Genomic DNA, 22,867 nt, shown 5'->3' with positions numbered 1-22,867 from the left:
CCGCTCCACGGGGTCCGGGGAGCGGGCTGACGTGCGCAGACCGGGCTGACGCGCGGAAAGGGTCAGGGGGTGGTGACGGAGGGCTGCGTGGGCGCGGGGGCGGACGCCGGGGCGCTGGGGGTGCCGCCGCCGAGGTACAGCGCGGCGATCTCGGGGTGGTCGCGCACCTCGGCCGCCGTGCCGGTGAGGCGCACCCTGCCACCCTCCATGACGACGCCGTGCGTGGCCAGGCCGAGGCCGAGCCGCACGTTCTGCTCGACCAGCAGCACCGTGGTGCCGGCCTCGTGCAGCTCGTGCACCAGGTCGGCCACGCCGGCGAGGCTGCGGGGATCGAGGCCGAGCGACGGCTCGTCGAGCAGCATCACCTTCGGGTCGAGCATCAGGCAGCGGGCGATCTCGACCATGCGGCGCTGACCGCCCGAGAGGTTGCCGGCGTTGTCGTGCGACCGGTCGGCGACGATCGGGATGCGGGTGCGCACCTGGTCGAGCCGCTCGGCCAGCAGCTTGCGGTCGCGGCGGATCAGGTACCCGCCCATGAGCACGTTCTCCTCGACCGACATCGAGGGGAACAGCGCGTGCGACTGCGGCACCTGCGTGATGCCGCGGCGCAGCACCTCGTCGGGCCCCATCCGGTGCACCTCGTGGCCGTCCATGACGATCTCGCCGGACGACGGGCGCAGCAGCCCGCTGATGACGCGCAGCACCGTCGACTTGCCGGCGCCGTTCGGTCCCACGATGCAGGTGATGGTGGCGTCGGCGCAGTGCAGGTCGACGCCCTGCAGCACGTTGCCGCCGCCGTACCCGGCGACCACCCCGCTGAGGTTGAGCACTAGCGACCTCCACCCTGTGCGACGACGGTCTCGGCGGCGCCACTGGCCTGCGAGGGACGCCAGTCGTCGCCGAGGTAGGCGTCGAGCACGACCGGGTCCTCGCGGATCTGCCCCGGAGGGCCCTCGGCGATCGGCGTGCCGCGCGAGAACACGACGACGGGGTCGCACAGGTCGAGCACCAGCGGGATGTTGTGCTCGACGACCAGGAAGCTGACGCCGCGCGCGTTCAGCTCGCGGATCACCTCGGTCAGCCGCCCGAGCAGCGAGGGGTTCACGCCGCCGGCCGGCTCGTCGAGCAGCACCAGCCGCGGCTCGAGCATCAGCACCTGGGCCAGCTCGACGAGCTTCTGCTGCCCGTACGACAGCGACCCGGCAGGGCTGTTCGCGAAGCGGCCGAGCCCGACGACGTCCAGCAGCTCGCGGGCCCGCTGCGCCTCGTGGCCGCCGACGGCGTCGGCGAACATCGTGCGCCAGCGCGAGTCGGGCAGCGGCGCCACGACGTTCTGCTGCACCGTCATGTCCTTGAACAGCCGCGTCACCTGGAACGTGCGGCCCAGCCCGAGGTGCCCGCGCTGCCACGGCGGCATGCCGTCGATGCGCTGCCCCTCGAACCAGATCTCACCCGAGTCGGCCGACATGCCGCCGGTGATCAGGTTGAACAGCGTCGTCTTGCCCGAGCCGTTCGGACCGATGAGCGCGGTGATGCTGCCCTTGCGCACCTGCAGGTCGGCGTGGTCGACGGCGACCAGGCCGCCGAAGCGCTTGCTGACGCCGCGGACGTCGAGCAGCACCTCGCCCGCCGCGAGCTCGTCCTGCGCCGCGGCACCTGCCTCGTCGAGCGCACGTTCGCGCACCGACAACGGTGCCCGCGACAGCGCGCCCGCCTGGTCGGTGTACTCGGTCTCGATCGGGTGCCGCTTGCGCCACGCCTTCTCGATCGTGGGCAGCAGGCCGTTCGGCATGAACAGCACGACCAGCACGAGCGCGGCGCCGAACACCAGCACCTTCGACCCGCTGCCGCCGCCGTAGACCGTGGCGCCCTCGCTGACCAGCTGCACCAGGAACGCGCCGACCACCGGGCCGTAGAGGGTGCCGCGACCGCCGGCCAGCGCCGCCAGCACGATCGTGACGCTGCCGAGGATCGCGAACGACCCCACCGGGTTGAGGAACGTCAGGTAGTAGGCGTAGACCCCGCCGGCGACGCCGATGAAGAACGCGCTCGCGCCGTACCCGACGATCTTGAAGCGGGTGGTGTTGACGCCGATCGACGCCGCCTTGCCCTCGTCCTCGCGGATGGCGACCAGGCCGGTGCCGAACTTGGTGCGGCGGATCCAGGCGCTGAACAGCACCGTGAGCAGCAGCAGCGCGAGCAGCGCGTAGTAGAACGGGATGTTCTGGAAGTCGCGGCTCCAGAACGGCAGGTCGAGCGTGATGCCGTCGGAGCCCTTGGTCAGCGAGCGCAGGTTCGTGGCGAGCACCTGCAGGGCCAGCAGCATCGCGATCGTGATGATGACGAACGCGTGCCCCCTGGTGCGCAGCACCACCGAGCCGATGAGCACCGCGACGACGACCGCGGTGATGCCGCCGAGCGGCGCCAGCAGGAACGGGTTCACGCCGAGGTGCAGCGCGAGGATCGCCACGGTGTACGACCCGAGGCCGAGGAACATGCTGTGGCCGAGCGAGGTGTAGCCGCCGTAGCCCGAGATGATGTTCCAGCTCGACGACTGGATGGCGAGCAGGAACGCCAGCAGCAGCACGCCCTGCGGGTACGGCTGCCACGGGTTGAGCACGGGGTAGAGCGCGAACAGCAGGAACGCCACGGCCGCCACGACGTGCTGCCGCGGCCAGCCCTTCGCACGCTGCACCAACGAGGTCATGCGGCGTCCTCACGCAACCGGGCGCCGAACACGCCCTGGGGCCGGAACAGCAGGACGACGAGGATCACCAGGTAGAACACCAGCGAGGACCACTGCAGCGACCAGTACGTCGCGGTCATCGTCTCGGCCAGCCCCAGCACCAGCGCGCCGACCATCGCGCCGGGCAGGCTGCCCAGCCCGCCGAGGACGACGATGCCGAGCAGCCGCGAGATCCAGTCGTAGTGCGACGCGGGGAAGAACGGGTACAGCACCGACAGGATCGAGCCGCCCACGCCGGTCGTGGCGCTGCCGAGCGCGAAGGCCAGCGCCGCCGTCCCCGCCGCGCCGACGCCGACCAGCGCGGCACCCGACGGGTTCTGCGACGTCGCCCGGATCGCCCGGCCGGTCCACGTCCGGCTCAGCACCACGTACAGCGCGACCAGCACGACGACCGCGGCGACGAACCCGTAGACCTGCGTCTTGGGCAGCGAGAGCGAGCCGATGCGGAACGACTCCTCGAAGTACGAGGGCGTCACCGACTTGAACTTGTTGCCCGCCACCAGGTTCAGCACGCCCTCGACCACCAGCGCGAAGCCGAAGGTGAGCAGCACCGACATCGACGGTCCGGAGTCGCGGATCCGGGAGATGACCACCCGGTAGACGATCCAGCCGAACCCGAACATCAGCGGGGTGGTGATCACCGACGCGAGGATCGGGTCGATGCCGGTGTGCGTCCAGAGCCACCAGGTGAACATGGCGACCAGGATGAGGAACGCGCCCTGGGCGATGTTGATGATGCGCATGACGCCGAAGATCAGCGTCAGCCCGGAGGCCATCAGCGCGTACACCCCGCCGATGAGCAGGCCGAGGATCAGCGCCTGTGCCAGCTGCGTCATGCGATCACTTCCACCCCGGCTTGCTGTTCACGGTCTTGTCGGTGGTGGCAGCCTCCTTGGGAGCCACCACCTGCACCGTGCCCGACTGCCACTGCGCGAGCAGGAAGTTGCCCTTCGGCTCGCCGGTCTGCTCCCAGCTGAGCGGCCCGAGGATCGTGCTGACCTCGTTGGCGTGCAGCCACTCGCTGATCTTCGTCTGGTCGATCTTGCCCACGGCCTTCGTCGCGGCGGCCAGCACCTCGGCGGCGGCGTACGCGTCGGCGGCGTCCTCGGCCGGGTCGGCGTCCTCGTAGGCGGCCTTGTAGGCGGCCACGAACTCGGGGTTGTTCGGCGTCTTGGCGTTCTGGTTCCAGCTCACCGTGTAGAAGACGCCCTCGGTGTTGTCCTTGCCGATGCCGTCGCTGTACTGCGAGGCGTTGCTGGGCGCCGAGGTCTGGAACAGCATCTTCGGGGAGTAGTTCAGCTGCTTCAGCGAGCGCACCAGGCCGACGCCGTCCTCGAACACCGCGCCCTGCGCGATGAGGTCGGGCTTCTTGTCAGCGAGCCGGCTGGCGATGGTCTGGAAGTTCGTGGTGTCGGCCGGGTAGGTCGAGGTGTAGACGGTCTTCACCCCGAGCGCCTCGAGCTGCTTCTGCATCGACTCGATGACCGGCGTCGCGAACGGGTCGTCCTGCGTCGGGTAGGCCGCCGTCTTCGGCCGCTCCGCCTCGGGCAGCGCCTTCAGGTAGTCGACGAACACGTCGGCCTGGTGCGGGGCCGTCGCGGGCTGCGCGAAGAACAGGTGCTTGAAGCCGCGGGTGAACATGTTCGGCGCGCCGCCGGCCGGCTCGACGAACGTCATGCCGTTCTTCTCCGCGACGGCGGACGCCGGGTAGTTCAGCAGCGACGAGAAGGTGCCGAGCACCAGGTCGACCTTGTCCTGGGTGATGAGCTTCGTGTAGTCGCTGACCACCGTGTCCTGGCTGCTCGCGTCGTCGACGATCTTCAGCTGCACCTGGCGGCCGAGCAGCCCACCGGCGCCGTTGACCTGCTTCGCCCACACCTCGTAGCCGCGCTTCGCCTCGCTGCCCGGCTGGCTGAAGTCACCGGTCAACGGCAGGGAGATGCCGATGACGAGCGGCTTGCTGGTGTCGTTGGCGGCCTCCGACGGGCGGGTGCCCGCACAGGCCGAGAGCGCGAGGGCGCCGACGGCGAGGAGGGACGCGGCGCGCAGCGCGTGGCCGCTGCGACGGGGTGCGGTGGAGCGAGCCATGATGGGGAGCCCTCCTCGTTGAGGCGACCGCGGTGCAGGCACCGCAATCGATTGCTGCTGCGGATCATGCCGGGGTGCCGAGAGGTGTGTCAAGGGTCACGGAGTCGCTGCCGTGGCACGAGAGCATCACGATCCGGCAGACTGCAATCGAGTGCGAGTATCGTCCGGACGTCGGCACCCGGAAGCCGGTGCCGCCACGCCCCACCGCCCAGGAGGCAGCCCGTGCCCGAGCTGGTCGTCGGCTCGTTCAGCCCGTCGGTGCTGCTGCGCGTCGCGCGTCGCAGCGGTCGCCTCGAGCAGCACGACCTGCGAGTCACCGAGACGCCCGTCGCGTCGTCGCCGGGGCAGTTCCGCTCGCTGCTCGCCGGCGAGCTCGACGCCGCGCTGACCAGCCCCGACAACGTCGTGGCCTACCGGTTCGACCCGGCGAACCCGCTCGGCGAGCGGGCCGACGTGCGCATCGTGACGGCGATCGACCGCGGGCTCGGACTCGCCCTGCACCTGCGACCCGGTCTCGACCCGTCCGACCCGGAGTCGCTGCGCGGCAGGGTGTTCGGGGTCGACGTCGCCACGTCGGGGTTTGCCTTCGGGATGTACGAGCTGGCACGGGACGCCGGCCTCGAGCCCGGCTCGTACGAGGTGGTGGCGCTCGGCTCGACGCCGCGCCGGCTCGAGGCGCTGCTCGAGGGCCGCTGCGACGCCACGATGCTCAACGCGGGCAACGAGCTGCTGGCCGAGCAGGGCGGCGCGCCCCGGCTCGGCCGGCTCACCGACGTCCGGTCGCCCTACCTCGGCACCGTGCTCGCGGTCGCCGGCGAGGCGCACCTGACCGCGGCGACCGCGCTCGGGCGGGTCCTGACCGAGACGGCGCGGGCGATCGTGTCGGGCGAGCTGCACGACGACGCCGTCGACGAGGCCGTCGACGCGCTCGGGCTTCCGGCCGCGCTCGCCGACCGGTACGTCGCGCAGCTCGCCGATCCGGAGCAGGGCCTGGTGCTCGACGGTCTGGTCGACCCGGCCGCCCTGCGCACCCTGGTCGAGCTGCGGCGCACGCACCTGCCCGGCCCGCACCTCGACGCCGCCCTCGACCCGACGTCCGGCCTGGTCGTCGAGGGTGCGTCCGCGTGAGCCGGTGAGCAGCGAGGGGCCTCGCGGCACGCTGCGGCTGCTGCAGGGCACCGCGTTCGTCGCCACCCTCGACCGGTTCGCGATGGCGCCGGTGCTGGTGGCGATCGCGCGCGACCTCGACGTGCCGCTGACGCAGGTGGTGCACGCCGCGGGCGCGTACTTCCTCGCGTACGGGCTGATGCAACCGGTGTGGGGCATGGTGTCCGACCGGCTCGGCCTGGTGCGCACCATGCGCCTGTCGCTGCTGCTGGCCGCGGTCGCCACCGTCGTGTCGGCGTCGGTGGGCAGCGTGCTGGCGCTCGGCGTCACCCGCGGCGTCGCGGGCGCGTGCTTCGCGGCGGCGTTCCCCGCGACGCTCATCTACCTCGGCGACACCGTGCCCGCAGAGCGGCGCCAGCGCGACGTCACCGACCTCATGGTGGGCGTCGCGATCGGCACCGCGCTCGGCTCGGCCGGCGCCGGCGTGCTGGCCCAGGTGGCCAGCTGGCGCTGGGCGTTCGTGGCGACCGGCGTGATCTCGCTCGCGCTGGTGGTGCTGCTGCGTCGGCTGCCGCACCCGCCCCGCGTCCGTGGCGACGACGGGCTGCTCGCGCCGCTGGTCACCGCGGCCCGCTCCGGACCCACGCGCCTGGTGCTGCTGCTCGCGCTGGTCGAGGGCGGCGTGCTCCTCGGCGTGCTGACGCTGCTGCCGCCCGCCGTCGAGGCCACCGGTGCCGGGGCGGCGCTGTCGGGCGGGGTGACCGCGGCGTACGGCGTGGCGGTGCTCGGCTTCGCGCAGCTGACCGGCCGGGCGTCGCGCACCCGCCCCAGCTCGCAGCTCATCGCGCTCGGCGGGGTGGCGGCGCTGGCCGGCTGCGGCGTCCTCGTCGTCTCGCGGACGCCGGTCGCCGGCCTGGTCGCCGCGGTGCTGCTCGGCCTGGCCTGGGCATCCATGCACTCGTCGCTGCAGACCTGGGCGACGCAGGTGCTGCCCGGCGCGCGCGCCACCGTCGTCTCGCTGTTCGCCGGGTCGCTGTTCCTCGGCAGCGCGCTCGCCGCGCTCGCCTCCGGAGCGGCCGTCGACCGCGGCGCCTGGCGCACGGTGTTCGTCGTCGCCACCGTGCTCACCGTGCCGCTGGCGCTGCTCGCCACCCGGGGTCGGCGCGGCTGGGAGCGGCGCGCACCCACCGAGCCCTAGACTCCGCCGGATGCAGCCGCCGACGCTCCGGGACGTCGCGGAGCTGGCGGGCGTCCACGCCGCGACGGCCTCGCGGGCGCTGAACCCGTCGACCCGTCGGCTGGTGAACTCGGAGACGGCAAAGCGGGTGCTGAAGGCCGCAGAGACGCTGGGGTACCAGCCGAACCCGATCGCCCGCAGCCTGAAGACCGCGCGCTCCACCACGGTCGGCGTGGTGATCCCCGACCTCACGAACCCGCTGTTCCCGCCGATCGTGCGCGGCATCGAGGACGGGCTCGCGGCGGCCGGCTACAACGCCTGGCTGGTGAACACCGACAACGACCCGCGGCGCGAGCAGGCGCAGATCGAGTCGCTCGTGTCGCGGCAGGTCGAGGGCCTGATCGTCGCCACCGCGCGTCGCGAGCACCCGCTGCTCGAGCGGCTGCACGAGCAGCACAAGCCGATGGTGCAGGTGAACCGCCGGGTCGACGACCTCGACGTGCCGGCCGTGGCCGCCGACGACGCCGCCGGCATCGAGCTGGCGGTGCGGCACCTGGTCGAGCTCGGCCACACCCGGATCGCGCACCTCGCCGGGCCCGAGACGACGTCGACCGGCGTGGCGCGCGCGCGGGCGTTCCGGCACGCGGTGCGCGATCTGGGCGTCGACGACGACCCGGCGCTGGTGGCGCGCTGCAGCCAGTGGTCCGAGGCCGAGGGGGCGCGCGCGCTCGGCGAGCTGCTCGACGCCCGGCTCGGCTTCACCGGCGTGGTCGCCGGCAACGACCTCCAGGCGCTCGGCTGCTACGACGTGTTCGCCGAGCGCGGCATCGACTGCCCCCGCGACCTGTCGGTGGTGGGGTTCAACGACATGCCGTTCCTCGACAAGCTGCGGCCCCCGCTCACGACGGTGCGGGTGCCGCACTACGAGCTCGGCACCGAGGCCGCTCGCCTGCTGCTGGAGTCGATCCACGACCCCGACCGGCACGCGCGGTCGGTGCTGCTGCCGCCGACGCTCGTCGTCCGGCAGTCGACCGGCCCGGCGCCGAAGCGGTCAGTCGACCGGCGGCCACGTCGGGATCGGTGACCGGCCCGACGGGAACCGGACGTTCTTGGCGCGCACGAACTCCTTGAGGGTGTCGAGCGAGTTCTCGCGGCCGAAGCCGCTGCCCTTGACGCCGCCGAACGGCGAGCCGAGGAACGAGCGCCGCATGTAGTTGTTGACGAAGATCATCCCGGCCTCGAGCCGCGTGGCCAGGCGGCTGGCGCGGAAGTGGTCGCTCGTGACGATCGCGGCGGTGAGGCCGTACGCCGTGCCGTTGGCGATCTCGACGGCCTCGTCGTCCGTGTCGAACACCATGACGCAGGCGATCGGCCCGAAGATCTCTTCCTGGGCGACCGTCATGTCAGGGGTCACGCCGGTGAGCACCGTGGGCGCCACCCAGTAGCCGTCCTTCAGGTGCTCGTCGGTCGGCACCTCGCCCTGCGCCACCACCGTCGCGCCCTCGTCGATCGCCGTCTGCAGGTAGGCCAGCACCTTCTGCTGCTGCGTGCGGTCGACCATCGCACCGATGTCGGTGGTGAGGTCGAGCCCGTCACCCACCTTGAGCGACACCGCCTTCGCGGCGAACCGCTCGACGAACGCGTCGTGCAGCGAGCGGTGCACCAGGATGCGCGCGGTCGAGGTGCAGGCCTCGCCCTGGTTGTAGAACATCCCCTCGGTCACCACGTCGACGGCGGTGTCGAGGTCGGCGTCGTCGAGCACCATGACGGCGTTCTTGCCGCCCAGCTCCATCGTGGCGTAGGTGAGGTTCTCGGCCGCCGTCCGCAGCACCGCGCGGCCGGTCGACGTCGCGCCGGTGAAGGTGATCCGCTCGACCACCGGGTGCGCGGCCAGCGCCGCACCGGCCGGGCGACCGGCCACCGCGTTCACGACGCCGGGCGGCAGCACCTCGTTGACGATCTCGACCAGCCGCAGCACCGTCAGCGGCGCCTGCTCGCCCGGCTTGATCACCGCGGTGTTGCCCGCCGCGAGCGCCGGCGCGAGCTTCTTGGCGAAGTGGATCGGCGGCCAGTTGAACGGCAGGATCGCGGCGACGACGCCGTACGGCTCGTAGTGCACGCGGGCCTCGATCGGGCCCTGGTCGATGACCTCGCCGTGCAGCGTGTCGGTGAGGCCGGCGTAGAAGTCGAAGCCGGCGGACGCGAACGAGACGTCGAAGCGCAGGGCGTCGCGGCGCGGCTTGCCGACCTCGCGGGCCTCCAGCTCGCCGAGCTCGTCGGCGTGGGCGCGGATGTGCGCGGCGACCTTGCGCAGCACCGCACCGCGCTCGCGGGGGGTGAGGTCGCGCCAGCCCTCGACGTACGCCCGGCGGGCGTCGCGGACGGCGCGGTCGGTGAGCTCGTCGGTGGCCACCAGCACCTCGCCCATGGCCCGCCCGGTCGCCGGCTCGTGCACGGTGAAGGTCTCGCCGCCCTCGGGCAGCACCCACTCGCCGCCCACGAACGCGCCCCACACCCGGTCGCTGCCCGGCGCCTCGGGCACCACGGGCTGCACCTGCTCCTCGACGGTCATCGTCGACCTCCTGGCTTCGCAAACGATTGCCGGGCCACGCTAGGCCGGTGCCAGGGTGCCTGTCCAGCGCCGACGCCCGCCGAGTGCAATCGATTGTCTGCCGGACGCCGGGTCAGTCGTCCAGCCGTGCCAGCTGCTCGACGAACGGGCGCACCGCGGCGTCCAGCTCGGGGAAGCGGGCCAGCTCGTCCTGCGCGAACGGCAGGAAGGTGCGCGCGTACGGCAGCGCCCGGTGCAGCCAGCGCCGTGCGGCCGGGGCGTCGCCCAGCCGGTCCTCCACCGCCGCCAGCTCCAGCGCCGCCCAGCCCAGCTCGTCCCACAGCGACTCCCGCCGCCCCAGCTCGACCGCCCTGGTCAGCAGCGCGCGGGCCGGGCGCGGGCGGCCCAGCCGGCGGTGCAGGCGCCCCAGCCGGCGGGTGTTCGTCACGACGGCGACGACGTCCAGCGCGCCGTCGTCCGCGTGCTCGGCGAGCAGCGCCTCGGTGCGCTCGGCGACGGCCAGCGCCTCCTCGGGGCGACCGTCCGCGAGCAGGGCGTCGGCCAGGTAGGTCGACAGGCTGGACCGGGCCGTGAGGGTCGCCTGCGGACGCTCGACGGCGACCGCCAGCTGCTCCGCCGCCTCGGCGTAGCGCCCGGCCTCGTACAGCCGCCACCCCAGCCGGCCGGTGTGCGCGCCGTCCGGTGACTGCTCGGCCGCCTCGCGCTGCAGCCGCAGGGCGTCGTCGTAGCGCGACCCGTACGCCGCGAAGGTGGCGAGCAGCGTCGAGAGCCGGCTCTGCAGCTCGGTCTCGCCGTCGCGGGCGGCGCCGGCGCGGGCCAGCTCGACCACCGGCTCCCACCCGGCGACGAGCTCGGCCACCGACTGGCGCGGGTCGAGGGGCCGCGCGTCGAACAGCCGCAGCCGCAGGGTCTCGACGAGCCGGTACGCCGCCGGGTGCCGGGCCGCGGCGGCGGTCCGCACCACCGCGCGCAGCTCGCCGTCGCGCTCGGCCAGCCAGCGCCCCGCAGCCCCGGCGTCGTGCACCCCCAGCTCGGCGAGCACGGCCGACCGGCCCTCGTCCGCGTCGTCGCCGTCCGTGGTCGGCGAGGCGGCGTGCAGCACGGCACCGCAGGCCCGCTCGTACCACGACAGCATCGCGTCGAGCCCGTCGCGGCGCACGGTCTCCGACCACGTCCGCGCCTCCTGCTGGGCGTGCAGCCGCACCAGGTCGTGCAGCACCAGGAACCCCGCACCGACGTCGCGCGGTGTCGCGGTCGCCAGGTGGTGGTCGGCGAGCTCGGCCAGGGCCGCTGCGGCGTCCGGCTCCGGCACGGCGAGCGCGGCGGCCAGCACCGCCGCGCTCGCGCTGCCCTCCGGCAGCAGACCGGCCGCGCCGTACGCCCGCCGCGCGCCCGGCGACAGCTCGTCGACCGACCACTGCAGCACCGTCCGGACGTCGGACTGCGGGTCGTCCGGCACCCCCAGCCGGTGCAGCCGCGTGCGGACGTCGACGAGCTCGGCGACGGCCCGGTCGAGGTCGGCCGTGCTCGCCCGGGCCAGGCGGCTGGCGACGAGCCGCAGCCCGAGCGGCCAGCCCCCGCACAACCCGACCAGCCGCGCCGCCTGCCGGGGTGCGCTGGCCACCGGCCCGTCGTCGCGGTCGCGGTCGACCACGCCGTGCAGCAGCGCCACGCCCGCGGCCGTCGAGAAGGGCTGCAGCACCACCTCGTGCGCGCCCTCGCGGGCCACCAGCCCGGGCACCGCGCGACGGCTGGTGACCAGCACGGCGCACCCCCCGGACGCCGGCAGCAGCGCCCGCACGACATCGGGACCGGGCACGTCGTCGAGCAGCAGCAGCACGCGGCGTCCGTGCAGCAGCGAGCGCAGCAGCGTGGTCTGCTCGTCGAGCGAGAACGGCAGCTGCTCGCTCTCGGTGCCCAGGGCCCGCAGGAAGCCGGGCAGCACGTCGGCGGCGGTGCGCTCGACCCCGCTCGGGTCGTGCGCGTGGAACGCCCCGAACAGCTGCCCGTCGGGGAAGGCCGTCGCGAGCTGGTGGGCGACCTGCACGGCGAGCGCCGTCTTGCCCAGGCCGCCGGCCCCGGTGACGGCGACCAGCGCGCCGTCCTGCCCCGGGTCGGAGCCCTGCACGACGGCGGCGACCACCTGCTGCAGCTCGGCGGCTCGGCCGCTGAAGCCTGCGGTGCGGGCCGGCAGCTGCCGCGGCACCGAGCGGGAGCCGTCGCCGTCGGCGTCGAGCTGCGCGGCGAGCCGCTGCAGGCCCGCGCCCGGCGCCAGGCCCAGCTCCTCGCGCAGCGCCCGGCGCACCCGCGTCAGCTCGCGCTGGGCATCGGTGCGGCGTCCGGCGGCCAGCAGCGCGGTGACCAGCAGGGCCGAGCTGCGCTCGCGCAGCGGGTCGGCCTCGACCACCTCGGCGAGCCGCGCCGCCGCCTCGTCGGGCCGGCCGAGGCCCAGCAGCAGCTCCACGAGCTGCTCGGCGATCCGCGCCCGCAGCTGCCCGAGCTCGGCGCGGTGGGCGTCGGCCGCCAGGCCCGGGACGCCGGCGAGGGCGCTGCCGCGCCACAGCCCCAGGGCGTCACCCAGCACGGCGGCCGCGCGCTCCGGGTCGCCGTCCGCGACCGCGCGCGACGCCGCGAGCGGGGCGGCCTGCGCCTGGTCGACGTCGCACGCGTCGTCCGGCAGCACCAGGGCGTACCCGCCGGCGGACCGGACGATGTGCTCGGCCCCGAGCAGCCGGCGCAGCGCCCAGACGTGCGTGTGCAGGCTCGCGGCGGCGCGGTCGGGCGCGCTGCTGCCCCACACGGCCTCGACCAGCTCGGCCTGCGTCCAGGTGCGACCCGGCTGCGAGGCCAGCACGGCGAGGAGCGCCTGCTGCATGGGCGAACCGGCGCGGCGGCGCGCACCCGCGACCTCGACCTCGACCGGGCCGAGCAGCAGGACGGTCGTGGTGGGCCGCTCGCCCCCCGAGAGCCCAGGGCCCACCGCACCTCCTCCGACGACACGACACTACTCAAGCAACGGCAACTGTGCAGCCCCGTGTACCGGCGGCTCGGGCTCTTGCAATCGTTTGCGATCAGCCCTAGCGTGCGCGGCACACCACACGGAGGACGGCGACGATGCACCTCGAGCGCGAGGACCTGCCCGGGCACGACCGGCCGGTCGACTACTTCCTGGCCGAGACGCTCGACGGCGTCTACACGCCGTACGCCGTGCGCACCCCGGCCGACACGGGCTCCTTCCCCTTCGTGCTGGTCGCCTACGGCAACGGCGGCGGCGGCATGGAGTGGCTGCGCGACCGCACCCACCGGTACCGGTGGATCACCGACCGCCTGCTCGCTGCCGGCTTCGCCTGCGGCTGGGCGCGCTACCGCAGCGAGGTCGAGCTGGGGTACCACGATGGCGGCGAGCTGGTGATCGAGCGGCGGCAGGGCATGGACCTGCTGAACCGCGCGCCGCTGGAGTACGAGGACGAGGTCGCGATCCTGCGCGACGTCGCCGCGCACCCGCAGGTCGACGCAGCGCGCCTGGGCCACATCGGCGTCAGCCACGCCGGCGAGATGCTGTTCAAGCTGGTGTCGCAGTACCCGGGCCTGCTGCGCGCCGGCGTCGCGATCGAGCCGGCCAGCCACGAGCTGCTGCACCTCGACACCAGCGACCTCACCCCGCCCGACCCGGTCACCGGCCTGCGCGACATCGAGAGCCTGCAGCTGCAGGACGTCGAGGCCGTGCTCGCCCGCGTCGACCGCCCCGTCGCCGAGGCGCGGCTGTCGAGTGTCGACCTCCCGGTGCTCGTGGTCGGCCGCGAGGGCGACGAGCTGCAGGGCGTGTTCCGCGCGACGTACGAGCTGCTCGCCGAGCACCGCCCCGACGCCGAGTGGCGCTCCTGGGGGCACGACGTGCACGGCTACCCGCTGTTCGTCGAGCTCGGCCCCGACGGCGAGCCCCTGCTCGACGACGTCCAGCACGAGGCCGTCGAGGCCGTGGTGGAGTTCCTGCAGCGCACCCTGGCCTAGGCCGACCGGACGACGAAGGGCCCCGACCGGTGAGGTCGAGGCCCTTCGTCATGGGGTGCGCGAGGGGGGATTTGAACCCCCACGCCCTTTCGGACACTGGCACCTGAAGCCAGCGCGTCTGCCGTTCCGCCACTCGCGCGCAGGCCCTGCAGGAGTCGTGAAGACCCGGTGCAAGACCGGCGTCGAGATTAGCACGGGCGGGCAGAGCGCCCGACCACCGATAGGATCGCCGACGGCGCAGGGACCGCTCCGCGCTGCCCGCGATCAGGACGCACGGCCGGCCGCACGACTGGGAACGAGCACGGGAGGTGCCGCGATGGGTGTTCTCGACCGCTTCGAGAAGGGGATCGAGCGCGCCGTGAACGGCACGTTCGCCAAGGTGTTCCGGTCGGAGGTGCAGCCGGTCGAGATCGCCAGCGCGCTGCGCAAGGCGGCCGACGAGAAGGCCGCGGTCATCGGCCGCGGCCGCACCCTCGTGCCGAACACGTACGTCGTCGAGCTCGGCGCCACCGACCACGACCGGCTGCACGACATGGCCGACGCGCTCACCGAGGAGCTCGCCGCGAACCTGCGGGCGCACGCCGAGCAGCAGGGTTACGCGTTCGTCGGCCCGGTGACCGTCGCGATCGAGGAGCGCCCCGAGCTCGACACCGGGGTGTTCAACGTGCGCAGCCAGACCGTGCGCGGCCGCCAGGCCGAGCACCGCCCGGCGGCGCCGCCGCCCATCCCGCGCGACCCCGACCCGGGCATCCCGACGCCGCCGCCGCGCCGGGCCGCCGCGCCGTCCGCGCAGAGCACCGGCCGTCCGTGGCTCGACATCGACGGGCACGCCTACCCCCTGGTCGGGGCCACCACGGTCATCGGCCGCGGCGAGGAGGCCGACGTCGTGCTCGACGACCCGGGCGTCTCGCGCCGGCACGCCGAGATCCGGGTCACCACCGACGGCCCGCACCTCACCGCGACGCTGCGCGACCTGGGCTCGACGAACGGCACCTTCGTCGACGGCGAGCGGGTGCGCGCCACCGACCTCGGCGAGCACGCCGCCATCACGATCGGCCGCACGCGTGCCGTCTACCGCAGCGGGGAGCGATGAACGAGCTCACCGTCACCGTCGTCCGGCTGGGTCTGCTCGTCGTCCTCTGGGTGTTCGTGTTCTCGGTCGTCGGCGTGCTGCGCGGCGACCTCTTCGGCACCCGGGTGACGCAGAAGGCCGGGCCGTGCACGCCGCCCGAGCCGCAGCCCGCCGTCGCCCGCGAGTCGAAGGCCCCGAAGCGCGACAAGCGGACGCCGAGCTCGGTGCTGGTCACCGAGGGCCCGCTGCGCGGCACCACCATCGCGCTCGGCTCGCAGTCGGTGCTCATCGGCCGCAGCCCCGAGTCGACGCTCGTGCTCGACGACGACTACGCCTCGGGCCGGCACGCGCGGATCTACCCGCAGGGCGACGAGTGGTTCGTCGAGGACCTCGGCAGCACCAACGGCACCTTCTCCGGCCAGCAGCGCATCACCGGCGAGCCGGTGCGGCTCGAGGTCGGGTCGACGCTGCGCATCGGCACCACCGTCCTCGAGCTGCGCAGGTAGCCGGTGGCCCTCGCGCTGCGCTACGCCGCCCGGTCCGACGTGGGGCTCGGCCGCTACACGAACAACCAGGACTCCGGGTACGCCGGGCCGCACCTGCTCGCGGTCTGCGACGGCATGGGCGGGCACGCCGGCGGCGACGTCGCCAGCTCGGTCGCCGTGGGCCGCCTGGTGGCGCTCGACGGCGACACCCTGGGCGGCGAGGCGGTCACCGAGCTGGCGCAGGCGCTGCGCGAGGCCAACCAGCAGATCGCCGCGCGCGCCGAGGACGAGCCGGTGCTCGCCGGCATGGGCACCACGGCCACCGTGCTCGTGCGGTACGACTCCAAGCTGGCGCTGGCGCACATCGGCGACTCGCGCGGCTACCTGCTGCGCGACGGCGAGCTGACCCGCATCACCCGCGACCACACCTTCGTGCAGACGCTCGTCGACGACGGCCGGATCACCGCCGACGAGGCCGAGACGCACCCGCAGCGCAACATCGTGACCCGCGTGCTGTCGGGCCACCGCGACGACGACCCCGACCTGTCGGTGCGCGAGGCGCGCGTGGGCGACCGCTACCTGCTGTGCTCCGACGGGCTCACCGGCGTGATCCGCGAGGAGACGCTGCGCGAGACGCTCACCGAGGCCGCCGACCCGGACGCCGCCGCCGACCAGCTGCTGCAGATGGCGCTGCGCGGGGGCGCCCCCGACAACGTCACCTGCATCGTGGCCGACGTCGTCCACCCGAGCTCGGGCACCGCGACCACCGTGCCGGAGGTGGTGGGGGCCGCCGCGACGCACGGCACCGTGACGCCGTCCGCTCCCACCAGCCCGGCCGCGAAGGCCGCTGCGCTGACCCGTCCCCAGCCGGCGGACGACGACGTCGACGACGCGATGCCGGTGCGGCCGCCCGCGTCGGCGGGGCGCTGGGTGGTGCGGGCCCTCGTGCTCGTCGCCGTGCTCGCCGTGCTCGTCGCCGGTGGCTGGGCGGCGTACGGCTGGAGCCAGCAGCAGTACTACGTGGGCGCCGACGGCGACCAGGTCGCGATCTTCAAGGGCCTGCCGCAGGACATCGGCCCGATCCGCATGTCGCACGTCGCCGAGCGGCCCGGCATCGCACTGGCCGACCTGCCCGAGTACAGCCGCGAGCAGGTCGGCTCGTCGCTGACCGCCGACGACCTGCAGGACGCCCGCACCAAGGTCGGCGAGCTGCGGTCGCAGGCCCTCGACTGCGCCGCACCGGTGCCGACCCCGAACGCCAGCGCCCCGCCGTCCGTGGCCCCGACCGCGAGCCCGACCACCGCGCCGACGCCGTCGGCCACACCCACCAACCCGGGCTGCGGAGGGGCGGGCTGATGGCGACCGTCACCACCCTGGCGCCCCGCACCCGGCGCAACGTCGAGCTGGTGCTGCTGGTCTTCGCCGTGCTCATCGTGCTGCTGGCCTACGCCAGCGTCGGCATCGCGATGGACGACGAGCTGCCGCCGAGTCTGGTGTCGTACGGCGTGGGGCTGATCGTGCTGGTCGGCGCCGTGCACGTGACGCTGCGGCTGCGAGCGAAGTACGCCGACCCCGTCATGCTGCCGATCGCCACCGTGCTCAACGGGCTCGGCCTGGTGATGATCCACCGGCTCGACCGCGCCCACGAGCGCAGCGGGGGCGGCGCGTTCGCGTTCCGGCAGCTGATCTGGATGACCATCGGCGTCGCGCTGTGCCTGCTCATCCTGTGGCTGCTCGGCGACCACCGGCGGCTGCAGCGCTTCACCTACATCGCGATGGCCGGCGGCCTGGTGCTGCTGCTGCTGCCGCTCGCGCCCGGCATCGGCAAGAACATCAACGGCTCGCGCATCTGGATCGGCCTCGGGCCGCTGTCGTTCCAGCCCGGCGAGCTGGCCAAGATCCTGCTCGCGGTGTTCTTCGCCGGCTACCTGGTGCAGACCCGCGACGCCCTCTCGCTCGTCGGACGCCGGTTCGTCGGCTTCTCGCTGCCCCGCGCCCGCGACCTGGGCCCGATCCTCGTCGCCTGGCTGGCGAGCCTGGGCGTGCTGGTGTTCGAGCGCGACCTCGGGTCGTCGCTGCTGTTCTTCGGGCTGTTCGTCGCGCTGCTCTACGTGGCGACCGAGCGCACCAGCTGGATCGCGATCGGCCTGCTGCTGTTCGTCGGCGGCAGCTACGTGGCCTACCTGCTGTTCGGGCACGTGCAGACCCGTGTGCTGCTGTGGCTGCACCCGTTCTCGCAGAAGGCCCTCGAGACCAGCGACCAGATCGTGCGCGGGCTGTTCGGCATGGCCAACGGCGGCCTGCTCGGCACCGGGCTCGGCCAGGGCCGCCCGGACCTGAACTACTACGCCGAGAGCGACCTGATCTTCCCCTCGTTCGGCGAGGAGATCGGCCTCATCGGCGTCTTCGCGCTGCTGCTGCTCTACCTGCTGCTCGTCGAGCGCGGCCTGCGCACCGGGCTCGGCGTGCGCGACGGCTTCGGCAAGCTGCTGGCCACCGGGCTGTCGTTCACCTTCGCGCTGCAGTGCTTCGTGGTCATCGGCGGCGTCACCCGGGTGATCCCGCTGACCGGCCTGACGATCCCGTTCCTCTCGTACGGCGGCTCGTCGCTGGTCGCGAACTGGGCGATCCTCGGGCTGCTGCTGCGGATCAGCGACCAGGCCCGCCGTCCGGCGCCGCCGCCCGGCCCGGTCGTCGACCCCGCCGCCGGTGCCGAGACCCAGGTGGTGAGGGTGCCGTGAACACCCCCATCCGCCGGGTCGCCGCGGTCGTGCTGGTGCTGTTCGGCACGCTGCTGCTGTCGTCGACGTACATCCAGTTCGTGCAGGCGTCGAGCTACCGCGACAAGCCGCAGAACCGGCGCACCCTGCTGGAGAACTACGCCCGCGAGCGCGGGCCGATCATCGTGGCCGGCACCCCGATCGCCCGCTCGAAGGCGACCGACGACCAGCTGCGGTACGTGCGGGAGTACACCGGCGACCCCGAGCTCTACAGCCACCTCACCGGGTACTACTCGTTCGTCTACGGGGCCGGCGACGGCGTCGAGCGCGGCGAGAACTCCCTGCTGGCCGGCTCGAGCGACCAGCTCTTCTACCGCCGCATGGTCGACCTGGTGACGGGCCGCGAGCCGCAGGGCGCGAGCGTCGAGCTGACCGTCGACCCCGCGGCCCAGAAGGCTGCGGACGAGGCGCTCGGCGACCAGAAGGGCGCCGTCGTCGCGCTCGACCCGTCGACCGGCGCGATCCTGGCGCTCGTGAGCCACCCGACGTACGACCCGAACGACCTGGCGGGCCACGACCTGTCGAAGGTCGCGAAGGCGTACAAGGAGCTGAACGCCGACGAGGACGACCCGCTGGTCGACCGCGCGATCGCCGGCGACCTGTACCCGCCGGGCTCGACGTTCAAGATCGTCACCTCCGCGGCCGCGCTGTCGTCGGGCGACTACGACGAGCACAGCAAGGTGTTCGGCGGCGCCAGCCTCGACCTGCCGCAGACCAGCGCCGACCTGCCGAACGACTTCGCCGGCGCCTGCGGGGCGAACGACGAGGTCGACCTGACCCGGGCGCTCGAGATCTCGTGCAACACGGCGTACGGCTGGCTCGGGCTGAAGCTGGGCGGCGACGCGCTGCGCGAGCAGGCCCAGAAGTTCGGGTTCGGCGACCGGCTGCGCATCCCCATGTCGGTGACGCCGAGCAGCGTGCCCGAGGGCATGAACCCGCCGCAGAGCGCCCAGGCCGCCATCGGCCAGTTCGACGTGCGGGTCACGCCGCTGCAGATGGCGATGGTCAGCGCGGCGATCGCCGACGGCGGGCGCGTCATGTCGCCGTACGTCGTGAAGACCGTGCGCAGCCCCGACCTCGACGTCATCGACCAGGCCCGGCCGCAGCAGCTGAGCCAGGCGGTCACCCCGGACGTCGCCGCGCAGCTGACCCGGATGATGCAGGCCGTGGTCAGCAACGGCACCGGCACCCTGGCGCAGATCCCCGGCGTCAGCGTCGCCGGCAAGACCGGCACCGCCCAGCAGGGCAAGGGCGAGCCGCCGCACGCGTGGTTCACGGCCTTCGCACCCGCGGAGGACCCGAAGGTCGCGGTCGCGGTCGTCGTCGAGGACGGCGGCAAGGCCGGCAACGAGGCGTTCGGCGGCAAGGTCGCCGCGCCGATCGCGAAGGCTGTCATGGAAGCGGTGCTGAAGTCATGAGTCCCCTGCACCCCGAGTCCGGCACCCGTGTCGGCGGTCGCTACGTGCTGACCTCGCCGATCGCGGGCGGCGGCATGGGCGAGGTCTGGCGCGCGGAGGACGACGTGCTCGGCCGCGTGGTGGCGGTCAAGCTGCTGCGCCGCGAGTACGCCACCGACGAGGGGTTCCTCGGCCGGTTCCGCGCCGAGGCCCGGCACGCGGCGTCGCTCGGCCACCCGGGCATCGCGCAGGTCTACGACTACGGCGAGGACGACGGCACCGCCTACCTCGTCATGGAGCTCGTGCCCGGCGAGCCGCTCTCGGCGCTGCTGGCCCGCGACGGCGCGATGCCGGCCGCGGCCGCCGTGCCGCTGCTGCAGCAGGCCGCCGACGCGCTGCACGCCGCCCACGCCACCGGCCTCATCCACCGCGACGTCAAGCCCGGCAACCTCATCGTGACGCCCGACCACCGGGTGAAGATCACCGACTTCGGCATCGCCCGGGCCGGCGACCAGGCGCCGATGACCCGCACGGGTGAGGTCATGGGCACCGCGCAGTACCTCTCGCCCGAGCAGGCGATGGGCCGCACCGCCACGCCCGAGAGCGACGTGTACTCCCTCGGGGTCGTCGCCTACGAGATGCTCGCCGGCCGGCGTCCGTTCGAGGCCGACACCGCCGTCGCCGTCGCGCTGGCCCAGGTCAACACCGCGCCGCCGCCGCTGCCCGCGAACGTGCCCGGGCCGGTCGCCGCCGTCGTCATGCAGGCGCTCGCCAAGGACCCCGCAGAGCGGCCGGCGAGCGCTGCGGCGTTCGCCGACCTGCTGGGTGACGCGCTGGCCGGCGGCTGGCCGACCGGGCCGGCGACCGTGCGCACCGCGGCCGTGCCGGTGCCTCCCCTCGCCCTGCCGATCGACCCGGTGACGCCGCCGGCGCCGATGACCACCGTGACGACGGTGCCCGAGCCCGAGCGCCGCAGCCGGGCCGGCCTGTGGGTCGCCCTCGTGCTGCTGGCCCTGCTGATCGCCGCGGCGGTGGCCTACGCGCTGAGCCGCGACGACGGCACCAGCGGCACCCCCGACCCGGCGAGCACCCCCTCGGTGAGCACCACGTCGTCGACCAGCGAGACCTCGTCGACGAGCGAGAGCCCGACGAGCGACGACACCTTCGACCTCGACCGCGCCGCCTACGTGGGCCGCCCGGCCGACGACGTCGAGGACGACCTGCGCCGGCTCGACCTCACGGTGAAGCGCGACGTGGTCACCACGACCGACCAGGAGGAGGGGAACGTGGTCAGCCTGACCCCGACCGCCCGCCTGCAGGCCGGCGACACCGTGACGATCCGGGTGGCCAAGGCGCCGCGCACCACGACGACGACCACCACGACCACCACGACGACCACCACGCCGAGCGACACCCCGACGCAGCCCACCACCACGGAGCCGGCCACCACGACGCCACCGAAGACGCCGACCGAGACGCCCACCGGTGACGCCGACCCGGCGGGTGCCACCCAGCCGGCGCAGAAGGCGAAGCCGACGAAGAAGGCCAAGCCCACCAAGAAGGCCGAGCCGACGGCGGTGGCGCTGGCTGACGACGGCGGAGGCGGTTCGTGAGCCCCGTCGCACGCCTGCTCGGCGGACGCTACGAGATCGGCGAGCTGCTCGGCCGGGGCGGCATGGCCGAGGTGCGCCTCGGCCGCGACGCCCGGCTCGGGCGCACCGTCGCGGTGAAGATGCTGCGGTCCGACCTGGCTCGCGACCCCTCGTTCCAGGCCAGGTTCCGGCGCGAGGCCCAGTCGGCGGCTGCGCTGAACCACCCGTCGGTGGTCGCGGTCTACGACAGCGGCGAGGAAGCGGCCGACGGCGACGGGGCGCCCACGCCGTACATCGTCATGGAGCACGTCGACGGCCGCACCCTGCGCGAGCTGCTCGACGGCGGCCGGCCGATGGGCTGGCGGCAGGCGCTGCAGATCACGTCGAGCGTGCTCGCGGCCCTGGCCTACAGCCACCGCGCCGGCATCGTGCACCGCGACATCAAGCCCGCGAACGTCATGGTCAACGAGGCCGGCGACGTGAAGGTCATGGACTTCGGCATCGCGCGCGCCGTGGCCGACACCTCGGCGACGATGACGCAGACGCAGGCCGTCATCGGCACGGCGCAGTACCTGTCGCCCGAGCAGGCCAAGGGCGAGACGGTCGACGCCCGCAGCGACGTGTACTCGGCCGGCTGCCTGCTGTTCGAGCTGCTCACCGGACGGCCGCCGTTCGTCGGCGACTCGCCGGTCGCGGTGGCGTACCAGCACGTCGGCGAGGCGCCGCAGCCCCCGAGCACCTTCGCCCCCGACGTGCCGCCCACCGTCGACGCCATCGTGCTGCACGCGCTGGTCAAGACCCGAGAGGGCCGCTACCAGACGGCCGGCGACTTCCGCGACGACGTCGAGGCGGCGCTGGCCGGTCGCCGGATCAGCTCGGCGGCGCTCGGCAGCGCACCCGCCGGGGGGTCGGCCGCCGCCGAGCCCACGGTGGCGCTCGCGGCGGCTCCCGCGCCGGCGCCGGCCACCACCCGGCTGCCGGCCACCGCCCCCGCCGACGAGCCGGTGCTGCCGTCGTCCGAGCCGGAGCGACCGCGGCGCACCGGGCTGTGGGTGCTGCTCGGGCTGATCGTCGCCGCCCTCGTCGCGGTCGCCGTGCTCGTGCTGCCCGGCCTGCTCGGGGGCACGCCGGAGGTGCCGCGGGTCGCCGTCCCCGACGTCGTCGGGCACGCCCAGGCCGACGCCGAGGCCGAGCTGCGCCAGGACGGCTTCGTGATCGGCGAGCGCACCCAGACCGCCAGCGACAGCGTCGACGAGGGCTCGGTGGTGTCGTCGAACCCGTCGGCCCAGACCATGCTGGCCCGCGGCTCCACCGTGAACCTCGTCGTCAGCACCGGCCGGGCGCAGGTGACGGTGCCACCGCTCGAGGGCCTCAGCCAGGACGACGCGGAGCAGGCGCTCACGGACGCGGGGCTGAAGGTGGGCGACGTCGAGCGCGTCGAGTCGGCCGAGCACGTCAAGGGTCAGGTCGTGTCGAGCACGCCCGGCCAGGACGCGCAGGTGGACTCGGGCAGCGAGGTCGACCTGCAGGTCTCGAACGGCAAGGTGATGGTGCCGAACGTCAACGGCCTCACCCTGGTCGAGGCCACTGCGGCCCTGACCCAGGCGGGGCTCGCGGTCGACGCCACCGAGTACCGCGAGAGCACGCAGCCCGAGAACACCGTGATCGAGCAGAGCGACCAGGGCAAGACGGTCGACCGGGGCACGAAGATCACCCTGGTGCTGGCCAAGGCCCCGGTGACGCCGACCGAGACCCCGAGCGACACGCCCTCGGCGACGCCGAGCGACACCCCGAGCGACACGCCCTCGGCGACGCCGTAGCGCCGAGGCCGCGCGAGCCC

The 22,867-nt window shown here is 73.9% G+C and carries 17 protein-coding genes and 1 tRNA gene; 11 read left to right on the top strand and 7 right to left on the bottom strand.

Going from position 1 to position 22,867, the window contains the following annotated elements; translation table 11 throughout:
* Positions 1 to 62 precede the first annotated feature (62 nt).
* Genes ACYVI6_RS01980 through ACYVI6_RS01965 form a run of 4 tightly spaced genes read right to left on the bottom strand, consistent with a single transcriptional unit; the run spans position 63 to position 4,834 of the window.
* Positions 63 to 830, bottom strand: a complete 768-nt coding sequence (locus tag ACYVI6_RS01980) for an ABC transporter ATP-binding protein (RefSeq protein WP_460444759.1) — start codon at positions 828 to 830, stop codon at positions 63 to 65.
* Positions 830 to 2,707 carry a branched-chain amino acid ABC transporter ATP-binding protein/permease gene (locus ACYVI6_RS01975; RefSeq protein ID WP_460444758.1) on the bottom strand — a complete coding sequence of 626 codons (1,878 nt, stop codon included), beginning with the start codon at positions 2,705 to 2,707 and terminating at the stop codon, positions 830 to 832. The genes ACYVI6_RS01980 and ACYVI6_RS01975 overlap by 1 nt, the downstream gene beginning before the upstream one ends.
* A complete protein-coding gene (locus ACYVI6_RS01970) occupies positions 2,704 to 3,582 on the bottom strand; it encodes a branched-chain amino acid ABC transporter permease (protein WP_460444757.1) in 879 nt (292 codons plus the stop codon). The genes ACYVI6_RS01975 and ACYVI6_RS01970 overlap by 4 nt, the downstream gene beginning before the upstream one ends.
* A gap of 4 nt (positions 3,583 to 3,586) precedes the next feature.
* Positions 3,587 to 4,834, bottom strand: coding sequence for an amino acid ABC transporter substrate-binding protein (locus ACYVI6_RS01965; RefSeq protein WP_460444756.1), 1,248 nt, complete (start codon positions 4,832 to 4,834; stop codon positions 3,587 to 3,589).
* A 222-nt stretch (positions 4,835 to 5,056) separates the two neighbouring features.
* Between ACYVI6_RS01965 and ACYVI6_RS01960 the strand changes: the two genes are divergently transcribed.
* From ACYVI6_RS01960 to ACYVI6_RS01950, 3 genes are read left to right on the top strand one after another with little or no spacing between them, the layout of a single operon-like run.
* Positions 5,057 to 5,962, top strand: a complete 906-nt coding sequence (locus ACYVI6_RS01960; RefSeq protein WP_460444755.1) for an ABC transporter substrate-binding protein — start codon at positions 5,057 to 5,059, stop codon at positions 5,960 to 5,962.
* Between the two features lie 4 nt (positions 5,963 to 5,966).
* Entirely contained in the window at positions 5,967 to 7,139 is a 1,173-nt protein-coding gene (locus ACYVI6_RS01955) for an MFS transporter (protein WP_460444754.1), read from the top strand.
* 10 nt (positions 7,140 to 7,149) lie between these two features.
* Positions 7,150 to 8,202 carry a LacI family DNA-binding transcriptional regulator gene (locus ACYVI6_RS01950; RefSeq protein WP_460444753.1) on the top strand — a complete coding sequence of 351 codons (1,053 nt, stop codon included), beginning with the start codon at positions 7,150 to 7,152 and terminating at the stop codon, positions 8,200 to 8,202.
* Here the strand turns inward: ACYVI6_RS01950 and ACYVI6_RS01945 are convergent.
* Both ACYVI6_RS01945 and ACYVI6_RS01940 read right to left on the bottom strand, forming a co-directional pair.
* A complete protein-coding gene (locus ACYVI6_RS01945; protein ID WP_460444752.1) occupies positions 8,170 to 9,690 on the bottom strand; it encodes an aldehyde dehydrogenase family protein in 1,521 nt (506 codons plus the stop codon). The two genes, ACYVI6_RS01950 and ACYVI6_RS01945, sit on opposite strands and share 33 nt — an antisense overlap.
* Before the next feature lie 112 nt (positions 9,691 to 9,802).
* Positions 9,803 to 12,670 carry an AfsR/SARP family transcriptional regulator gene (locus ACYVI6_RS01940; RefSeq protein WP_460444751.1) on the bottom strand — a complete coding sequence of 956 codons (2,868 nt, stop codon included), beginning with the start codon at positions 12,668 to 12,670 and terminating at the stop codon, positions 9,803 to 9,805.
* A gap of 134 nt (positions 12,671 to 12,804) precedes the next feature.
* Between ACYVI6_RS01940 and ACYVI6_RS01935 the strand changes: the two genes are divergently transcribed.
* Complete coding sequence (locus tag ACYVI6_RS01935; protein ID WP_460444750.1) at positions 12,805 to 13,701, top strand: alpha/beta hydrolase family protein; 897 nt, start codon at positions 12,805 to 12,807, stop codon at positions 13,699 to 13,701.
* Between the two features lie 56 nt (positions 13,702 to 13,757).
* On the opposite strand, the gene ACYVI6_RS01930 is transcribed toward ACYVI6_RS01935, so the two are convergent.
* Positions 13,758 to 13,840, bottom strand: a tRNA-Leu gene (locus ACYVI6_RS01930).
* Positions 13,841 to 14,017: 177 nt separating this feature from the next.
* Here ACYVI6_RS01930 and ACYVI6_RS01925 point away from each other — a divergent pair.
* The 7 genes from ACYVI6_RS01925 to pknB are packed head-to-tail and all read left to right on the top strand — an operon-like array spanning position 14,018 to position 22,847.
* Entirely contained in the window at positions 14,018 to 14,794 is a 777-nt protein-coding gene (locus tag ACYVI6_RS01925; protein ID WP_460444749.1) for an FhaA domain-containing protein, read from the top strand.
* Positions 14,791 to 15,279, top strand: a complete 489-nt coding sequence (locus ACYVI6_RS01920; protein ID WP_460444748.1) for an FHA domain-containing protein FhaB/FipA — start codon at positions 14,791 to 14,793, stop codon at positions 15,277 to 15,279. Before ACYVI6_RS01925 ends, ACYVI6_RS01920 begins: the two co-directional genes overlap by 4 nt.
* A gap of 3 nt (positions 15,280 to 15,282) precedes the next feature.
* Complete coding sequence (locus ACYVI6_RS01915) at positions 15,283 to 16,614, top strand: protein phosphatase 2C domain-containing protein (RefSeq protein ID WP_460444747.1); 1,332 nt, start codon at positions 15,283 to 15,285, stop codon at positions 16,612 to 16,614.
* Complete coding sequence (locus ACYVI6_RS01910) at positions 16,614 to 17,999, top strand: FtsW/RodA/SpoVE family cell cycle protein (RefSeq protein ID WP_460444746.1); 1,386 nt, start codon at positions 16,614 to 16,616, stop codon at positions 17,997 to 17,999. The genes ACYVI6_RS01915 and ACYVI6_RS01910 overlap by 1 nt, the downstream gene beginning before the upstream one ends.
* Positions 17,996 to 19,456, top strand: a complete 1,461-nt coding sequence (locus ACYVI6_RS01905; protein WP_460444745.1) for a peptidoglycan D,D-transpeptidase FtsI family protein — start codon at positions 17,996 to 17,998, stop codon at positions 19,454 to 19,456. Before ACYVI6_RS01910 ends, ACYVI6_RS01905 begins: the two co-directional genes overlap by 4 nt.
* Positions 19,453 to 21,048, top strand: a complete 1,596-nt coding sequence (locus ACYVI6_RS01900; RefSeq protein WP_460444744.1) for a serine/threonine-protein kinase — start codon at positions 19,453 to 19,455, stop codon at positions 21,046 to 21,048. Before ACYVI6_RS01905 ends, ACYVI6_RS01900 begins: the two co-directional genes overlap by 4 nt.
* Complete coding sequence (gene pknB / locus ACYVI6_RS01895; RefSeq protein WP_460444743.1) at positions 21,045 to 22,847, top strand: Stk1 family PASTA domain-containing Ser/Thr kinase; 1,803 nt, start codon at positions 21,045 to 21,047, stop codon at positions 22,845 to 22,847. The genes ACYVI6_RS01900 and pknB overlap by 4 nt, the downstream gene beginning before the upstream one ends.
* Positions 22,848 to 22,867 lie beyond the last annotated feature (20 nt).

The organism is Angustibacter aerolatus (assembly GCF_054776675.1).
Note: the sequence above shows the minus strand (reverse complement) of the source record. Positions and strands in the feature narration are given on the sequence as shown.